This window comes from Methylobacterium gnaphalii (assembly GCF_007992215.1).
GTDB classification, from domain to species: Bacteria; Pseudomonadota; Alphaproteobacteria; order Rhizobiales; family Beijerinckiaceae; genus Methylobacterium; species Methylobacterium gnaphalii.
On the sequence record NZ_BJZV01000001.1, the window covers coordinates 339564 to 354755 of the forward strand.

At 66.4% G+C, this 15192-nt stretch carries 13 protein-coding genes; all 13 read left to right on the forward strand.

What is annotated here, in order from left to right; translation table 11 throughout:
- Window positions 1-11 precede the first annotated feature (11 nt).
- The 13 genes from nuoG to MGN01_RS01650 all read left to right on the forward strand — a co-directional run bounded on the left by nuoG (window position 12) and on the right by MGN01_RS01650 (window position 14545).
- A complete protein-coding gene (nuoG, locus tag MGN01_RS01590) occupies window positions 12-2093 on the forward strand; it encodes an NADH-quinone oxidoreductase subunit NuoG (protein WP_147044808.1) in 2082 nt (693 codons plus the stop codon).
- A gap of 7 nt (window positions 2094-2100) precedes the next feature.
- Window positions 2101-3123, forward strand: coding sequence for an NADH-quinone oxidoreductase subunit NuoH (nuoH, locus tag MGN01_RS01595; protein ID WP_147044809.1), 1023 nt, complete (start codon window positions 2101-2103; stop codon window positions 3121-3123).
- 25 nt (window positions 3124-3148) lie between these two features.
- On the forward strand, window positions 3149-3637 hold the full coding sequence (nuoI, locus tag MGN01_RS01600) for an NADH-quinone oxidoreductase subunit NuoI (RefSeq protein WP_147044810.1): 489 nt from the start codon (window positions 3149-3151) through the stop codon (window positions 3635-3637).
- Window positions 3638-3757: 120 nt separating this feature from the next.
- On the forward strand, window positions 3758-4378 hold the full coding sequence (locus tag MGN01_RS01605) for an NADH-quinone oxidoreductase subunit J (RefSeq protein WP_147044811.1): 621 nt from the start codon (window positions 3758-3760) through the stop codon (window positions 4376-4378).
- A gap of 5 nt (window positions 4379-4383) precedes the next feature.
- Window positions 4384-4689 carry an NADH-quinone oxidoreductase subunit NuoK gene (gene nuoK, locus MGN01_RS01610; RefSeq protein WP_147044812.1) on the forward strand — a complete coding sequence of 102 codons (306 nt, stop codon included), beginning with the start codon at window positions 4384-4386 and terminating at the stop codon, window positions 4687-4689.
- A gap of 49 nt (window positions 4690-4738) precedes the next feature.
- A complete protein-coding gene (gene nuoL, locus MGN01_RS01615; protein ID WP_147044813.1) occupies window positions 4739-6853 on the forward strand; it encodes an NADH-quinone oxidoreductase subunit L in 2115 nt (704 codons plus the stop codon).
- Window positions 6853-8388, forward strand: a complete 1536-nt coding sequence (locus MGN01_RS01620) for an NADH-quinone oxidoreductase subunit M (RefSeq protein ID WP_147044814.1) — start codon at window positions 6853-6855, stop codon at window positions 8386-8388. Before nuoL ends, MGN01_RS01620 begins: the two co-directional genes overlap by 1 nt.
- Window positions 8385-9827, forward strand: coding sequence for an NADH-quinone oxidoreductase subunit NuoN (nuoN, locus tag MGN01_RS01625; RefSeq protein WP_147044815.1), 1443 nt, complete (start codon window positions 8385-8387; stop codon window positions 9825-9827). Before MGN01_RS01620 ends, nuoN begins: the two co-directional genes overlap by 4 nt.
- A 157-nt stretch (window positions 9828-9984) precedes the next feature.
- Window positions 9985-10788: a biotin--[acetyl-CoA-carboxylase] ligase gene (locus tag MGN01_RS01630; protein ID WP_147044816.1), complete on the forward strand. Its 804-nt coding sequence runs from the start codon at window positions 9985-9987 to the stop codon at window positions 10786-10788.
- Between the two features lie 18 nt (window positions 10789-10806).
- Window positions 10807-12480, forward strand: a complete 1674-nt coding sequence (locus tag MGN01_RS01635; RefSeq protein WP_147044817.1) for a ribonuclease J — start codon at window positions 10807-10809, stop codon at window positions 12478-12480.
- Window positions 12481-12629: 149 nt separating this feature from the next.
- On the forward strand, window positions 12630-13034 hold the full coding sequence (gene mce / locus MGN01_RS01640; RefSeq protein WP_147044818.1) for a methylmalonyl-CoA epimerase: 405 nt from the start codon (window positions 12630-12632) through the stop codon (window positions 13032-13034).
- A 40-nt stretch (window positions 13035-13074) separates the two neighbouring features.
- Window positions 13075-13374 (forward strand): DUF1467 family protein, encoded by a 300-nt coding sequence (locus MGN01_RS01645; protein WP_373319174.1) that lies wholly within the window; start codon window positions 13075-13077, stop codon window positions 13372-13374.
- Window position 13375: 1 nt separating this feature from the next.
- A complete protein-coding gene (locus MGN01_RS01650) occupies window positions 13376-14545 on the forward strand; it encodes a glycosyltransferase 61 family protein (protein WP_147044819.1) in 1170 nt (389 codons plus the stop codon).
- The last annotated feature ends 647 nt before the right edge of the window (window positions 14546-15192 follow it).

Consider the following 15192-nt stretch of genomic DNA (forward strand, 5'->3'; position numbering starts at 1 on the left):
GAGATGACCCGATGACAAAGCTTCTCGTCGACGGCACCGAGGTCGATGTCCCGGCCGATTTCACGCTCCTGCAGGCCTGCGAGGTCGCCGGTGCTGAGATCCCGCGCTTCTGCTTCCACGAGCGCCTGTCCATTGCCGGCAATTGCCGGATGTGCCTCGTCGAGCTGAAGGGCGCGCCGAAGCCCGTCGCCTCCTGTGCCTATGCGGTGAAGGATTGCCGCCCCGGCCCGAACGGCGAGCCGCCGGAGGTGCTGACGCGCTCGGGCCTCACCAAGAAGGCCCGCGAGGGGGTGATGGAGTTCCTCCTCATCAACCACCCGCTCGACTGCCCGATCTGCGACCAGGGCGGCCATTGCGACCTGCAGGATCAGGCCATGGCCTATGGCGTCGACTCGACGCGCTACAAGGAGAACAAGCGCGCGGTCGAGGAGAAGTATATCGGCCCGCTGGTGCGCACGGCGATGAACCGCTGCATCCACTGCACCCGCTGCGTTCGCTTCCTGGCGGAAGTCGCCGGCGTGCCGGACCTCGGCGCCATCGGCCGCGGCGAGGACATGGAGATCACGAGCTATCTCGAGAACGCGATGGGCTCGGAGCTCCAGGGCAACGTCGCCGATCTCTGCCCCGTCGGTGCGCTGGTGCCGAAGCCGCAGAGCTACAATGTCCGCCCCTGGGAGTTGTCGAAGACCGATTCCATCGACGTGATGGATGCCGTCGGATCGGCGATCCGTGTCGATGCGCGCGGCCGCGAGGTCATGCAGATCAACCCGCGGATCAACGAGGACATCAACGAGGAGTGGATCTCCGACAAGACGCGCCAGATCGTCGACGGCCTGCGCATGCAGCGTCTCGATCGTCCCTTCGTGCGCGAGAATGGCCGCCTGCGTCCCGCCTCCTGGGGCGAGGCGTTCGCGGCGATCGCCGCCAAGGTGAAGGGCGCCGACCCGAAGCGCATCGGCGCGGTTGTCGGTGATCTCGCAGGCGTCGAGGAGATCTTCGCGCTCAAGGAGCTGATGGGCTCGCTCGGCACGACCAATATCGATTGCCGCCAGGGCGGCGAGAAGATCGACCCGGCCTGGGGCCGCGGCGCCTACACCTTCAACCCGACCATTCCGGGGATCGAAGAGGCCGACGCCATCCTGCTCGTCGGTACCAATCCGCGCCTCGAGGCCTCGCTGCTGAACGTCCGCATCCGGAAGCGCTGGCGCATGGCTCCGCTCGCGGTCGGCCTGATCGGCGAGGATGTCGACCTCACCTATCCGCACCTCTATCTCGGCGCCGGTCCGGACACGCTATCCGACCTCGCCGCCGGCAAGCACAGCTTCGCCGAGACCCTGTCGAAGGCCGAGCGCCCGCTCGTCATTGTCGGCAGCGCTGCGCTGGCGCGTGCCGACGGCGCCGCGGTGCTTGCCGCTGCCGCTGCGCTCGCCAAGAGCGTCGGTGCCGTCACGGCCGAGTGGAACGGCTTCGCCGTCCTGCATTCGGCGGCCGCTCGCGTCGGTGCGCTCGATCTCGGCTTCGTGCCGGGGGAAGGTGGTCTCGACTTTGCCGGCATCACCGCGCCGGGCGCCCTCGATGTGGTGTTCAACCTCGGCGCCGACGAGGTCGATGGCGGGGCAGGGGCCTTCGTGATCTACCAGGGCACGCATGGCGACCGTGGCGCGATGCGCGCCGACGTGATCCTGCCGGGCGCTGCCTACACCGAGAAATCCGCGACCTACGTGAACACGGAAGGCCGCGTGCAGATGACCAACCGCGCCGGCTTCCCACCGGGTGACGCACGCGAGGATTGGGCGATCCTGCGCGCGCTCTCCGACGTGCTCGGCCACAAGCTACCCTACGACTCGCTCGGTGCGCTGCGCCGCGCGCTCTACGCCACGCATCCGCATCTCGCCGGCATCGACAGGGTCGAGACGGCCGATGTGGTGCAGGCGGTCGAGACCCTCGCCGGTCTCGGCGGAAGTCTTGGCAAGGAGGCCTTCGGTCCCGCCTTCGCCGACTTCTACATGACGAACCCCATCGCCCGCGCCTCGCGCGTGATGGCCGAATGTTCGAGCGTCGCCCAAGGGCGCACGCTCCAGGCGGCCGAGTGAGGACCCCATGACCTTCTGGGAAACCTTCTGCCTCGTTGCGCTGACCGCGCTGAAGAGCCTCGTGATGCTCTCGGCGCTGCTCGTTTTCATCGCCTTCGCGCTGCTCGCCGACCGCAAGATCTGGGCGGCGGTGCAGCTCCGCCGCGGCCCGAACGTGGTCGGTCCCTTCGGCCTGTTCCAGTCCTTCGCCGACCTGATCAAGTTCGTGATCAAGGAGCCGGTGATCCCGGCCGGCGCCAACAAGGCGATCTTCCTGCTGGCCCCGATGGTGTTCGCAACCCTGGCGCTGGCGAGCTGGGCGGTGATTCCGCTCGCTGACGGCTGGGCCATCGCCGACATCAATGTCGGCATCACCTACATCTTCGCGATCTCCTCGCTCGGCGTGTACGGCGTCATCATGGGCGGCTGGGCGTCGAACTCGAAATACGCCTTCCTCGGAGCGCTGCGCTCCGCCGCGCAGATGATCTCCTACGAGGTCTCGCTCGGCTTCGTGATCATATGTGTGCTGCTCTGCGCCGGTTCGCTGAACCTCTCGCGCATCGTCATGGCGCAGGACACCTCGCTTGGCCTTTTCGGCTGGTACTGGCTCTGGCTGTTCCCGATGTTCGTGGTGTTCTTCATCTCGGCGCTCGCCGAGACGAACCGCCCACCCTTCGACCTGCCGGAAGCCGAGTCGGAACTCGTCGCGGGCTACATGGTCGAGTATTCCTCGACGCCGTACCTGCTGTTCATGCTCGGCGAGTACGTGGCGATCATGACCATGTGCGCGCTCGGAACCGTACTGTTCCTCGGCGGCTGGCTCTCGCCGATCCCCTTCGCACCCTTCACCTGGGTGCCGGGCCTGATCTGGTTCACGCTGAAGGCGAGCTTCCTGTTCTTCATGATCGCCATGGTGAAGGCCATGGTGCCCCGCTATCGCTACGACCAGCTCATGCGGCTGGGCTGGAAGGTCTTCCTTCCGCTCTCGCTGATCTCGGTCATCGTCGTCGCCTTCGTCCTCAAGCTCACCGGCCTCGCGCCGGGGGCATGACCGCAGAAGTATCGGAGATCCGAGCATGAAGCTCGATCAGGTCGCCAGAGGTCTCCTGCTGAAGGAGTTCGTGTCGGGGTTCGTCCTCGCCATGAAGTACTTCTTCAAGCCGAAGGCCACGATCAACTACCCCTTCGAAATGGGCCATCGCGGGCCGCGTTTCAGGGGCGAGCACGCCCTGCGCCGCTACCCCAACGGCGAAGAGCGCTGCATCGCCTGCAAGCTCTGCGAGGCGATCTGCCCGGCCCAGGCCATCACCATCGAGGCCGGCCCGCGCCGCAACGACGGCACGCGCCGCACGACCCGGTACGACATCGACATGGTGAAGTGCATCTATTGCGGCATGTGCCAGGAGGCCTGCCCGGTGGATGCCATCGTCGAGGGGCCGAACTTCGAGTTCTCCGTCGAGACCCGCGAGGAGCTGCTCTACGACAAGCAGAAGCTGCTCGATAACGGCGACCGCTGGGAGCGCGAGATCGCGCGCAACCTCGCGGCGGACGCGCCTTACCGCTGATGCCCCGCGGCGCGCCGGTTGTGCGCCGCAGACCCGAGTTCTATAGACGGCCCGCCTCCCGCCGGCCGTTGGCTTCAAGGCAGAAGGAGCCGCTGTTTCAGCGGCTGACCTGATCACCGCATGACCGCAGCCGCCGCCTTCTTCTACCTGTTCGCAGGCTTCGCGATCGCCAGCGGATTCATGGTGATCGCCGCACGCAACCCCGTGACGTCGGTGCTCTTCCTGATCCTCGCCTTCGTGAACGCGGCGGGCCTCTTCGTGCTGATGGGCGCCGAGTTTCTCGCGATGATCCTGGTGGTCGTCTATGTCGGCGCGGTGGCGGTGCTCTTCCTGTTCGTCGTGATGATGCTCGACGTGGACTTCGCCGCACTTCGCCAGGGCTTCCAGCAATACCTGCCGATCGGCGGCCTGATCGGCGCGATCTTCGCGATCGAGCTGATTCTCGTCGTCGGCTCCTGGGCGATCGATCCGGGCATCGTGCGCACGCCGATCGGCCAGACCGCCGCGAGCGAGGCGCTGACCAACACCCAGGCGCTCGGCCGCGTGCTCTACACCGACTACGCCTACTTCTTTCAGATCGCCGGCCTGGTGCTGCTCGTCGCGATGATCGGCGCCATCGTGCTGACGCTGCGCGACCGGCCCGGCGTCAAGCGCCAAAACATCGCCGTCCAGAATGCGCGCACGCAGGGCATGGCGGTGGAGAACCGCAAGGTGCCCTCGCGTCAGGGCGTGGAGGTCTAAGCACCATGATCGGCCTCAGCCACTACCTCACGGTTGCCGCGATCCTGTTCACGCTCGGCGTGCTCGGCATCTTCATCAATCGCAAGAACGTCATCGTCATCCTGATGTCTGTCGAGCTGATCCTGCTCGCCGTGAACATCAACCTGGTGGCGTTCTCGACCCATCTCGACGACATCACCGGCCAGGTCTTCGCGCTCTTCGTGCTGACCGTGGCCGCGGCCGAGGCCGCCATCGGCCTCGCCATCCTGGTCGTCTTCTTCCGGAACCGCGGCTCCATCGCCGTCGAGGACGTGAGCATGATGAAGGGTTGACCCGCCCCGGTCGCTCCTTCGTCCGCCTGCTGCGAGGCCGCACAGAACCATGTATCACGCCATTGTTTTCTTCCCCCTGATCGGCGCGCTCATCGCCGGCCTGTTCGGGCGCTATATCGGCGCGCGACTGAGCGAGTACGTCACGACGAGCTGCCTCGCATTCGCCTGTCTGCTCGCCTGGGGCGCGTTCTTCCTGGTGACCGGCGAGCACGGCCATGCCGAGCGCGTACAGGTGGCGCAGTGGTTCGCTGCCGGCGACCTGACGGTCGACTGGGCCTTCAAGGTCGACACGCTGACCTGCGTGATGCTGGTGGTCGTCACTACCGTCTCGACCCTCGTGCACATCTACTCCATCGGCTACATGGAGGAGGATCCTCACCGGCCGCGCTTCTTCGCCTATCTGTCGCTGTTCACCTTCGCCATGCTGATGCTGGTGACGGCCGACAACCTCGTGCAGATGTTCTTCGGCTGGGAAGGCGTTGGCCTCGCCTCCTACCTGCTGATCGGGTTCTGGTACGAGAAGCCCTCGGCCAATGCCGCCGCGATGAAGGCCTTCATCGTCAACCGCGTCGGCGATTTCGGCTTCTCACTCGGCATCTTCCTGGTCTTCGTGCTGACCGGCTCGGTCTCCTTCGACGCGATCTTTGCGAAGGCACCGGAGCTGAAGGACGCGACCTTCCACTTCCTCGGCTACGACTGGAACGCCCTGACGCTCACCTGCCTGCTGCTCTTCATGGGCGCCATGGGCAAGTCGGCGCAGTTCCTGCTGCACACCTGGCTGCCGGACGCGATGGAAGGCCCGACCCCGGTTTCGGCGTTGATCCACGCAGCCACCATGGTCACCGCCGGCGTTTTCATGGTCGCAAGGCTGTCGCCGCTCTTCGAGCTGGCACCCGTCGCCCTCTCGGTCGTCACCGTGATCGGCGCGATCACCGCCTTCTTCGCGGCGACGGTCGGCCTCGTGCAGAACGACATCAAGCGGGTCATCGCCTACTCGACCTGCTCGCAGCTCGGCTACATGTTCGTGGCGCTCGGCGTCGGCGCCTACTCGGCCGGCGTGTTCCACCTCTTCACCCACGCCTTCTTCAAGGCGCTGCTGTTCCTCGGGGCCGGCTCGGTCATCCACGCGATGCACCACGAGCAGGACATGCGGAACATGGGTGCCTTGCGCAAATTCATCCCCTTCACCACGGCGATGATGACGATCGGCACCCTCGCGCTGATCGGCTTCCCCTATACGGCCGGCTACTACTCGAAGGACGCGATCATCGAGGCGGCCTACATGTCCGACCGCCCGGGCCACGTGTTGGCGTTCCTCGCCACCGTGATCGCCGCGCTGATGACCTCGTTCTATTCCTGGCGCCTGTTCTTCCTGACCTTCGAGGGGCCGGCCCGTTGGGCCACGCAGCACGGCGCACACGGGCATGACGACCATGCTCATGTCGACGCGCATGCGCACGCCGCCTCGTCTCATGCCGCCGACGGCGCACCGGGCCACCACGAGGGCGTCGCCCACGACGACAAGGGCCACGACATCGAGCCCGCCTCGCACAGCGCGCTCGAGCACCACGACGAGCATCACGCGCACACGCCGCATGAGAGCCCGATCGTGATGACGCTGCCGCTGGCGATCCTCGCCTTCGGCGCGCTCTTCGCCGGCCTAATCTTCAAGGAGCGGTTCATCGGGCACGACATGGAGGCGTTCTGGGGCCATACCCTGGCGCATTCCGAGAACCACATCATGCACAAGATCCACGAGGCGCCCGGCTGGGTCTCGCTCTCGCCGTTCATCATGCTGACGTTGGGCTTCGTGCTGGCCTTCTGGATGTATATCCGCCGGCCTGAACTGCCCGGTCAGCTCGCCCGGCAGCAGCCGAGCCTGTACCAATTCCTGCTCAACAAGTGGTACTTCGACGAGATCTACGACGCGATCTTCGTCCGCCCGGCCAAGAAGTTCGGCCTCTTCCTCTGGAAGGAGGGTGACGGCCGCATCATCGACGGGATGGGCCCCGACGGCATCTCGGCCCGCGTGGTCGACGTCACCCGCGGCGTCGTGCGTCTGCAGACCGGCTACGTCTACCACTACGCCTTCGTCATGCTGGTCGGCGTCGCCGGCCTGATCACCTGGTACATGCTGACCGGCGCCGCCGGGGGAGCCCATTGATGCTCGGCCTCGGGATCCTCTCCGGTCTCCTGATCGTCCCGCTCTGCGGCGCGGCCTTTATCCTCACCCTGGGTGAGGAGACCGAGGCCGTGAAGCGCAACGCCCGCTGGGCGGCGCTGATCACGACGGTCGTCACCTTCCTGCTCTCGCTGGCTGCCTGGTCGCGCTACGACATCGCGAGCCCGAGCTTCCAGCTCGTCGAGACGCATGGTTGGCTGGCCGAGACCATCAGGTTCAAGCTCGGCGTCGACGGCTTCTCGATGCCGCTGATCCTGCTGACGACCTTCCTGATGCCGTTCTGCATCGGGGCCTCGTGGCTCTCGGTCGAGACCCGCGTGAAGGAGTACTTCGTCGCCTTCCTGGTGCTGGAAACGACGATGATCGGCGTGTTCTGCGCCCTCGACCTGGTGCTGTTCTACCTGTTCTTCGAGGCAGGCCTGATCCCGATGTTCCTCATCATCGGCATCTGGGGTGGCAAGCGGCGTATCTACGCGAGCTTCAAGTTCTTCCTCTACACGCTGCTCGGCTCGGTGCTGATGCTGCTCGCCATCATGGCGATGTACTGGGAGGCCGGCACCACCGACATCCCGACCCTGCTGACGCACCGCTTCCCGGTCCACATGCAGACCTGGCTGTGGCTCGCCTTCTTCGCCTCCTTCGCGGTGAAGATGCCGATGTGGCCGGTCCATACCTGGCTTCCCGACGCGCACGTCGAGGCGCCCACCGCAGGCTCGGTCATCCTGGCCGGCATCCTGCTGAAGATGGGTGGATACGGCTTCATCCGGATCTCGCTGCCGATGCTGCCGGATGCGAGTGCCTATTTCGCGAACTTCGTGTTCGCGCTCTCGGTGATCGCGATCATCTTCACCTCGCTCACCGCGATGATGCAGACCGACATCAAGAAGCTGATCGCCTACTCGTCGGTGGCCCATATGGGCTTCGTGACGCTCGGCCTGTTCACGCTGAACGAGCAGGGCATCCAGGGCGCGCTGTTCCTGATGATCTCGCACGGCATCGTGTCGGGCGCGCTCTTCCTCTGCGTCGGCGTGGTCTACGACCGGATGCACACCCGCGAGATCGCGGCCTATGGCGGCCTCGTGAAACGCATGCCGCTCTACGCAGCAGCGATGATGGTCTTCACCATGGCCAATGTCGGCCTGCCGGGCACCTCGGGCTTCGTCGGCGAGTTCCTGTCGATGATGGGCGCCTTCCGGGCGAACCCGATGGTCGCCTTCTTCTCGGTCTTCGGCATCATCCTCTCGGCCGGCTACGCGCTCTGGCTCTATGCCCGCGTGATCTACGGGAAGCTCGAGAAGCCGAACCTCCAGGGCATCCTCGACCTCGACCTGCGTGAGAAGATCATCATCGCGCCGCTGGTCGCGCTGACGATCTGGTACGGCGTGCATCCCTCGCCGATCCTCGATGCCTTCGCGCCCTCTACCGAGGCGCTGATGACCAGCATGAAGACATCCCTGTCCAACACGCAGGCCGCCGAGCGCGCGGCCGCGGGCAAGGCCGAGATCGCAGCGCGATGACCCATCTGCATTCCGTGATGCCGACGATCGGCCCGCTGCTGCCCGAGATCATGATGGCGCTCGGGGCGATGGCGCTCCTGATGTACGGCGCCTTCCGCGGCGACCGTTCCGTCGAGGGCGTCAATGTCGGCGCGCTGATCCTGTTGATCCTAACCTTCTTCGTGGTGGTCTCCGGCCACGGCAAGATCACGACCCTGTCGGGCGCCTTCATCTCCGACAACTTCTCGCGGATCATGAAGGCCCTGATCCTCATCGGATCGGCGGCGACGATCCTGCTCTCGCGGGACTACTTCCAGCGTGAGCGCATCGACCGGTTCGAGTATCCGGTGATGATCCTGCTCTGCACGATCGGCATGATGGTCATGGCCTCGGCCAACGACCTGATCTCGCTCTATCTCGGCCTCGAGCTGCAATCGCTCGCCGCCTACGTCATCGCCGCCTTCCACCGCGACGACGTGAAGTCGACGGAGGCGGGCCTGAAGTACTTCGTGCTCGGTGCGCTCTCCTCCGGCATGCTCCTCTACGGCGCCTCGCTGGTCTATGGCTTCACCGGGACTGTCTCCTTCCCGGGCATCGTCACCGCGTTGAACGCCGACTCGACCGGCCTCGGTATCGTGCTCGGCATCGTGTTCATCGCCGCCGGCGTCTGCTTCAAGCTCGCGGCCGTACCGTTCCACATGTGGACGCCGGACGTCTACGAGGGCGCGCCGACGCCGGTGACCGCCTTCTTCGCCTCCGCGCCGAAGATGGCCGCCATGGCGATGACGGTGCGCGTCTTCATCGGTGCCTTCCCGGACGTCACCGCGATCTGGCAGCAGATCATCATCTTCGTCTCGATTGCCTCGATGGCGCTCGGCTCCTTCGCAGCCATCGGCCAGCGGAACATCAAGCGCCTGCTCGCCTATTCCTCGATCGGCAATGTCGGCTACGCGCTGATCGGCCTCGCGGCCGGCTCCGAGGAGGGCATCCGCGGCGTCGTCGTCTACATGCTGATCTATCTCGCGACGACGCTCGGCGGATTCGCGGTGCTGCTGGCCCTGCGCCGCAAGAACCAGATGTTCGAGACAATCGACGACCTGTCGGGGCTCTCGCGCACGCATCCGTGGCTGGCCTTCAGCCTCGCTGCGATGATGTTCTCGCTCGCTGGCATCCCGCCGCTCGCCGGCTTCTTCGCGAAGTTCTACGTCTTCGCCGCCGCCATCAAGGCGGGCCTCGTCACGCTCGCCGTGATCGGCGTGGTCACCAGCGTCGTGGGCGCCTTCTACTATCTGCGCCTCGTCAAGGTGATGTACTTCGATGAGCCGCAGGCGCCCTACGAGCCGATGAGTCCGGGGCTGCGGATCGTGCTCGGCCTGTCGAGCGCCGTCGTGGTGCTGTTCTTCCTGGTGCCGGCGCCGCTGGTGGCTGCAGCGGGGGCGGCCGCGAAGTCGCTGTTCTAGAGTTGACGCGCCCTGCGCTCGTCATTCCGGGACTCGCCGAGGGCAAGAACCCGCACCTGGGGGGATTTGCCGGAGGCGTGCGATCTCCTCAGGATGGCTCGCCCAGTCGAGGATTTCGGGTTCCGCTGTGCGGCCCCGGAATGACGGGAGGTGGAGCATGGGCTTCCGCCTGAGCCCCGAGGCGCGCGAGGCGGGGCACCGGCTGCACGCCCACGATACCCTCGGCTCGACCAACACCGAGGCCCTCGCGCAAGCGCAAGGCAGCGAGACCGGGCTCCTTTGGATCGCGGCTCATCGCCAGAGCGAGGGCAGGGGTCGTCGCGGGGCGGCCTGGTTCTCGCCGGAGGGCAACCTCGCCGCAAGCCTGCTCTACCCGGTTGCGGGCGTGGCGCCGGAACATGTGGCGACGCTCGGTTTCGTCGCCGGGCTGGCGCTAGTGAGCGCGCTGGACGACGTTGCGGCGTCCTGTGCCCGCCCACCACCTCAGGGTGGTGCGACGGGCGAGGTGTTCCGCCTGAAATGGCCGAACGACGTCCTTGCCCATGGCGAGAAACTTGCCGGCATCCTGCTCGAAGGGGCAGGCAAGCGTGCGGTGGTGATTGGTTTCGGCGTCAACGTGCTGGCGGCGCCGGACGGATTGCCGTATGCGGCGACATCCCTTGCTGCGCTGGGTTGTGACGCGGATGCGGCGGACGTGCTCGCTGCGCTGTCATGCCGGTTTGTGGAAGCGGCCCGGATCTGGAACAAGGGGCGCGGATTTTCGAACGTCCGGCAGCGCTGGCTTCAGCGCGCCGCCGGGATCGGGGCGCCCGTGACGGTGCGTCTGCCCGACAGGACGCTCCACGGTCTTCACGATGGAATCGACGAGGGGGGGCGGCTCATGATCCTCGCCCCGGACGGACAAACGCATACCGTGACGGCGGGTGAGGTGCATTTCGGAGGTGCCGCGACGGCGGCCTGATGTTGGACTGAAAGCAATATGACTTCACGGCAGGACGAGCTCGTCTTCGTGCCGCTCGGCGGCGTGGGCGAGATCGGCATGAACGCGGCGCTCTACGGGATCGGTCCCGAGAAGAGCCGCAAATGGATCATGGTCGATCTGGGCATGGGTTTCGCCGGTGAGGAAGGTCTGCCGGGCATCGAGCTGATGTTCCCGGACCTCACCTTTATCGAGGAGCGCAAGCAGGATCTGCTCGGCATCTTCATCACGCACGCGCACGAGGACCATATCGGTGCCGTGAGCGAGTTGTGGTCGAAGCTGAAGGCGCCAGTCTACGCCACGCGCTTCGCCAAGCAGCTGCTCGAGACGCGGCGCCTCTCGGAGCCGGGCGCGCCGAAGGTGGTGCTGAAGCAGATTACCCCTGGCCAGCGCCTCACGCTCGGCCCGTTCGAGATCGAATTCGTGCCGGTCTCGCACTCCATCCCCGAGTCGAACGCCGTCGCCATCCGCACCGAGCATGGCCTCGTGCTGCATACGGGCGATTGGAAGCTCGACGACACCCCGGTTGCCGGCGACACCACCTCGCCCGAGGCCTTCCGCGCGCTCGGAGACGAGGGCATCCTGGCGCTCGTCTGCGACTCCACCAATGTCGTGCGTGAGGGCCGTTCCCCGAGCGAGTCCGAGGTCGCGGCGACCCTGAAGCGGTTGATCGAGGAAGCGCCGCACCGCGTGGCAGTGACAACCTTCGCCTCCAACGTCGCCCGCATCCGTGCCGTGGCCGAAGCCGCGCAGGCCTGCGGACGCCAGGTGCTGGCGGTGGGCCGCGCCATGGACCGGGTGATCGACGTCGCGAAGGAATGCGGCTACCTCGACGGTGTGCCGGACATTCTCCCTGGCGACTCGTTCAGCCACCTCCCACGCGAGAAGGTGGTCTGCCTGCTCACCGGTTCGCAGGGCGAGGCTCGGGCGGCGATGGCCCGCGTCTCCCGTGAGGACCATCCGGCCGTGTCGCTGACGGCTGGCGACCGCGTCATCTTCTCCTCGCGCGCCATCCCTGGCAACGAGCGCGACGTCGGCGCCATCATCAACGACCTGATCGAGATGGGCGTCGAGGTCATCACCGATCGCACCGAGCTCGTTCACGTCTCGGGCCATCCGCGCCGCGACGAGATGGTGTCGATGTACGAATGGACGCGCCCGAAGGCCGCGATCCCGGTGCATGGCGAGGCGCTCCACCTCGACGAGCATGCCCGTTTTGCCCGCGCTCAGGGCGTCGAGACGGTGGTGAAGGCCCGCAACGGCAGCCTGATCCGTCTGGCGCCCGGCAAGCCCGAGGTGATCGAGCATGTCCGCGCCGGCCGCCTCTACAAAGACGCCAACGTCCTAATCGACGCGAAGGACCGCGCGATCCCCGAGCGGCGCAAGCTCGCCCAGGCCGGCGTGGTCTCGGTGGCCATTGCCATCGACGCGCGCGGCACCGTGCTCGGCACCCCGGCCGTCGACATCATGGGCCTGCCCAATCGCGGCCGCGGCGGCGAGGCGTTGATCGACACCGTGGCGGAGACCGTGTCGCGCACGCTTGCGGGTTTGTCTCCGGGCAAGCGCCGCGACTCCGAGGCAGTCGAGAACGCCGTCGACCGCGCGATCCGTTCGGCGATGAACGACGTCTGGGGCAAGAAGCCTGCCTGCCACGTACAGGTGGTGGAGGTCTGACCGAAGACCTCTCGCCATCATTGCGAGCGTGAGCGGAGCCATCCAAGGCCAAAGCGCCGACCGTTGCAGGTGCGGCCCTGGATTGCTTCGCCTTCGGCTCGCAATGACGGTAGGAACAGGCCAAGGACAATTTCTACGGGAGCAGACACATGATCGGCCGGCTCAACCACGTCGCCATCGCTGTGAAGGACCTCGACGCGGCGACCGCGATCTATCGCGATACCCTTGGCGCGAAGGTCACCGAGCCGCTGCCGCAGCCCGAGCACGGCGTTACCGTGGTCTTCGTCGAGCTGCCGAACTCGAAGGTCGAGCTAATGTCCCCGCTCGGCGAGAACTCGACGATCCAGGGCTTCGTCGACAAGAACCCCGCCGGTGGCATCCACCACGTCTGTTACGAGGTCGACGACATCATCGCTGCCCGTGACAGGATGACGGCGCAGGGCGCCCGCGTGCTCGGCACGGGCGAGCCCAAGATCGGCGCCCACGGCAAGCCTGTGATCTTCCTGCATCCCAAGGACTTCCTCGGCACGCTGGTCGAGCTGGAGCAGGTCTGAGCCCGTGAAGGCGCTGTTTCTGTCGGTCGCCTCCTCGACGGTGAGAACCCTCGCCGTCCTCGTCCTTGCGATCGCGGCCATCACGGCGGTGGCGGTGAAGGGTTTCGACCTCACCGTGTTCGGCGCACTGGCGCTGTTCTTCGTGCTGTGGTGGACCTTCCTGTTCGCGGTACTGCCGCTGGGCAACCAAGCAGAGACCGACCCGAGCCGGGTCGTGCGGGGGCAGGATCCGGGGGCTCCGGCCCGCCCGCGGCTGCGGGAGAAGGCGCTCCTGACCACCGTTGCTGCGGCCTTCGCGTTCTTTATCGCCCTCGTTGTCTTCCCGCTCGCGCGGCTCTAGCGTGTCGGCACTGAGCGAGGCGCGTGCCGGTACGGGCCCCTTTCCCGACCTGCTGCGCGCGCGAAAAACCTTCGAGAACGTCGTCGTCGCGCCGATCGAGTCCTTCCACCGGGGGGCCATGTTCCACGGCGGCCCGATCTGGCCGAACTACGCCCTGCAGATCCGCGCGCGGCACGCGACCGGTCTTACGCCCTGGCCGAAAGACGCCCGGCCGCGGACCATGCCGGTGCCGAGCGGAACGCTCGATACGGCGACGTGGTGCGGGCCGATCTCGTTCCATTTCGGGCATGCCGTCGCGGATTTCGGGATGCGCATCGCCCAGTCGGCCCATGCGGACCCGACGCAGCCGCTGCTGTTCGCCATGCTGCTCACCGACGGCCTCGATCCGCCGCCCTTCTTCTGGCAAATGCTCGACCATCTGCAGGTCGACCGCGCGCGTGTCTTGATGGTGCGTGAGCCGGTGCTGGTGCGCCGGCTCCACGTCTTCCCGCAGGCCGAGCGACGCGGCGGCTTCGGGCCGAGTGCCCGGCATCTGGATCTCATGGACGCCGTGGTCGGAGGTGCGGAGCCGGGGGATGAGGGCAACCAAGTCTACGTCTCGCGCTCGCGGCTCCGGCAGAGCCGGATCTTCCTGGCCGGCGAGATCGCGGGAGAATCCTACATCGAGGAGCTTCTGGCCGCGCGTGGCGTCAGGATCATCCATCCCGAGGACCTCTCCCTCACCGAGCAGCTGACGATCTACCGGCAGGCGCGCACCCTGATCTTCTCCGAGGGCTCGGCGCTGCACGGGCTGCAACTGCTCGGGCGTCTGCGGGCCGACATCGTCGTGATCGCGCGTCGGCGCTGGACGCGGCTCGCCTCGGAGGCACTGCGGCCACGCGCCCGCTCGCTGACCTACATCCACGCCCTGCGTGGCATGATCCACGGCCTCCAGCCCTCGGGCCGCCCGGATCTGGTACGCGGGATCAGCGTGCTCCGGCCCGATCGCCTCCTCACTCAGCTGGCACGGGCCGGACTGGACCTGCGCGACGCCTGGGACGAGACCACTTACCGCGAACGGCGCGACGCTGACATTGCGGCCTGGCGGGCCGCGACGCTCGCACAAGGGTTCAACCCAGGATCGGCGGCTGCCATCGCGGCCGGCATGCGCCGGCTCTCGATCGAGGGCTGACTGGCTCACCGCAACGCCGCCGCTCGCCCCATCGTTGAGTGGCAGACGCGAGAGCGATTTCGACACTTTCGATAGGGGCCGCACCCCTCGGTCGGGAGAATACGGTGGCGCCGGGGGAAGGTGACGCTTTCGCCTCGGTCGCCTGGCAGCCCTGCGTTGCCGGCTGCGCCTTCGCCCATCTGCGCCAAGAGCTTGCCCGGGAGCGTAGCGGCCCGATCTGCCGAGTGGCGGGCAGAGCGTCCAAATAAAAAAGCAAGGCACTGAGCCTTGCTTTTGAGCAATAAAAAGTCGTCCAGCCTATATTTTCTCACGTTCTTCTTGCGACGTGGCGGCTGTTTGTTCCTCCCGAGACTCGGACCGTGCGCTGCCACAAGTAGGGCTGCGACCATCACGGCGGTGCTTATAGGAAGAACATTTCCGTCTGTCACGGGGGGTAGAGCGTTATGCTGCGTTTTTTTGCTCAAACCGCGACACTCTGCTCCAATGGTTGCGGCCGGGCTCGTCGAACCGAATGCCTGCAGCACCGACCGGTCCGGCGTTCTGCCTCGGCCGTATCCCAAGAACGCTTGTCTTTTCAGGGTGCCTTGTGTTGTGTGCGCTCGCGCGTTTCGGGGCTCGCCCGGCGCCGCGACCGCTCAGTATAGGCC

Coding starts and splice junctions, on each gene's coding strand:
- nuoG (WP_147044808.1), top strand. CDS start 12: ATGACAAAGCTTCTCGTCGACGGCACCGAGGTCGATGTCCCGGCCGAT.
- mce (WP_147044818.1), top strand. CDS start 12,630: ATGATCGGCCGGCTCAACCACGTCGCCATCGCTGTGAAGGACCTCGAC.
- nuoL (WP_147044813.1), top strand. CDS start 4,739: ATGTATCACGCCATTGTTTTCTTCCCCCTGATCGGCGCGCTCATCGCC.
- nuoK (WP_147044812.1), top strand. CDS start 4,384: ATGATCGGCCTCAGCCACTACCTCACGGTTGCCGCGATCCTGTTCACG.
- MGN01_RS01630 (WP_147044816.1), top strand. CDS start 9,985: ATGGGCTTCCGCCTGAGCCCCGAGGCGCGCGAGGCGGGGCACCGGCTG.
- MGN01_RS01605 (WP_147044811.1), top strand. CDS start 3,758: ATGACCGCAGCCGCCGCCTTCTTCTACCTGTTCGCAGGCTTCGCGATC.
- nuoI (WP_147044810.1), top strand. CDS start 3,149: ATGAAGCTCGATCAGGTCGCCAGAGGTCTCCTGCTGAAGGAGTTCGTG.
- nuoN (WP_147044815.1), top strand. CDS start 8,385: ATGACCCATCTGCATTCCGTGATGCCGACGATCGGCCCGCTGCTGCCC.
- nuoH (WP_147044809.1), top strand. CDS start 2,101: ATGACCTTCTGGGAAACCTTCTGCCTCGTTGCGCTGACCGCGCTGAAG.
- MGN01_RS01620 (WP_147044814.1), top strand. CDS start 6,853: ATGCTCGGCCTCGGGATCCTCTCCGGTCTCCTGATCGTCCCGCTCTGC.
- MGN01_RS01635 (WP_147044817.1), top strand. CDS start 10,807: ATGACTTCACGGCAGGACGAGCTCGTCTTCGTGCCGCTCGGCGGCGTG.